Origin of the sequence: Marinobacter sp. UBA2498 (assembly GCF_002341575.1) — a bacterium.
In the GTDB taxonomy this organism is placed as follows: Bacteria; Pseudomonadota; Gammaproteobacteria; order Pseudomonadales; family Oleiphilaceae; genus Marinobacter; species Marinobacter manganoxydans.
This window is the reverse complement of record NZ_DDOI01000056.1, coordinates 6,777-7,371: the sequence shown is the minus strand read 5'-3', so window position 1 is coordinate 7,371 and position 595 is coordinate 6,777. Positions and strand designations below refer to the sequence as shown.

Below are 595 nucleotides of genomic sequence, written 5' to 3'. Positions count from 1 at the left end.
ACCTTGTTGCAGGCGCAGTAGTAGCAAAGGTGCGCGCAGAATGGCAGGTGGGTGTAGAGCGACAACGGCCGGCCACTGGCCTTGCTGCGAGCCGCAGCTTTGACCATGTCTTCAATGGGGTAGTTCTGGTTGAACTCCACGGCCGTGGGGTAGGAGGTGTACCTCGGGCCGCTGAGGTCGTAGCGGCGAATCAGGGCGTCATCCCAGATGAATTCTGGCAGTGTTGAGTCTTGGGCTTTGAGTGCGGGTGTGGAGGTCATGGCAAACTCGGGGTCAGATGAAATCGGGGTCAGATGAAAGTTTCATCTGACCCCATGTTCAAGGAAGCTCGCGCATTTTAGGGCAATCCTTTGCGTTCCTTTTTGATGCGGGTCAGCTGAGCATTGGATTCAGTTTACCAGCCCGGTTACTGAACCACCCTTGGGCTGTTGGCGTACTTGATTTACCCCTTTGTGGGCATTGGCTGATGTCATTGCTCCCGCAACCTGACCGACTGGAGAACTCCTCACCATGGCCAACCTGATTCTGATCCTCGGCGACCAATTAACGAGAGACATCAGCGCACTCGAAAACGCCGACCGGGATCGGGATCTGG

1 pseudogene is annotated in these 595 nt (G+C 56.0%); it reads right to left on the bottom strand.

The annotated features are described in order from the left end of the window. Positions 1–260 (bottom strand): annotated as a pseudogene (locus B2W52_RS06755) (oxygen-independent coproporphyrinogen III oxidase); the annotation flags it as partial. Positions 261–595 lie beyond the last annotated feature (335 nt).